Source organism: Nonomuraea sp. B12E4 (assembly GCF_039871825.1).
GTDB lineage: Bacteria > Actinomycetota > Actinomycetes > Streptosporangiales > Streptosporangiaceae > Nonomuraea.
Genome location: NZ_JBDPME010000093.1, coordinates 1 through 903 on the forward strand (window position 1 = coordinate 1; position 903 = coordinate 903).

The window sequence follows — 903 nt, forward strand, 5'->3', positions numbered from 1 at the left end:
AGCTGGTGCCCTGGTTGGACCGCTTGAACTTGGCCACCCGGTAGGTGTTGCGGGTGCCGTCGTCGTTCATGACGGTGATGTAGTCGGCCGAGACCTCCTCGACCACACCGGCCTTCTCCGCGCTGATCGCGTCTCCCGTGTCGGTCGCGGCCCGGTATTCCATGCCGGTGCCCACCAGCGGCGCCTCGGCCCTGAGCAGCGGCACCGACTGGCGCTGCATGTTCGCGCCCATCAGGGCCCGGTTGGCGTCGTCGTGCTCCAGGAACGGGATCATCGCGGTGGCGACCGACACCATCTGGCGCGGCGACACGTCGATGTAGTCGACCTCGCCCGAGCGGACGTACTCGAACTCGCCGCCCTTGCGCCGCACCAGCACCCGGCCCTCGGCGAACCCGCCGTCCTCCGTCAGAGCGGAGTTGGCCTGGGCGATGACGTGACGGTCCTCCTCGTCCGCGGTGAGGTAGTCGATCTGGTCGGTGACCTTGCCGTCGACGACCTTGCGGTAGGGCGTCTCCACGAAACCGAAGGCGTTGACCCGGGCGAAACAGGCGAGGTATCCGATCAGGCCGATGTTCGGGCCTTCCGGGGTCTCGATCGGGCACATCCGGCCGTAGTGGGACGGGTGCACGTCACGGACCTCCATGCCCGCCCGCTCGCGGGACAGACCGCCGGGACCCAGCGCGTTCAGACGACGTTTGTGCGTCAGACCCGCCAGCGGGTTGATGTGGTCCATGAACTGCGACAACTGCGAAGTGCCGAAGAACTCCTTCATGGCCGCCACGACCGGGCGGATGTTGATCAGGGTCTGCGGCGTGATCGCCTCGACGTCCTGCGTGGTCATCCGCTCGCGGACGACGCGCTCCATCCTGGCCAGGCCCAGCCGGACCTGGTTCTGGATCAGCT

Annotated in this window: 1 pseudogene; it reads right to left on the reverse strand. The window is 67.7% G+C overall.

From position 1 onward, the window contains the following. Positions 1 to 903, reverse strand: a pseudogene (locus tag ABGB18_RS49360) (DNA-directed RNA polymerase subunit beta); the annotation flags it as partial.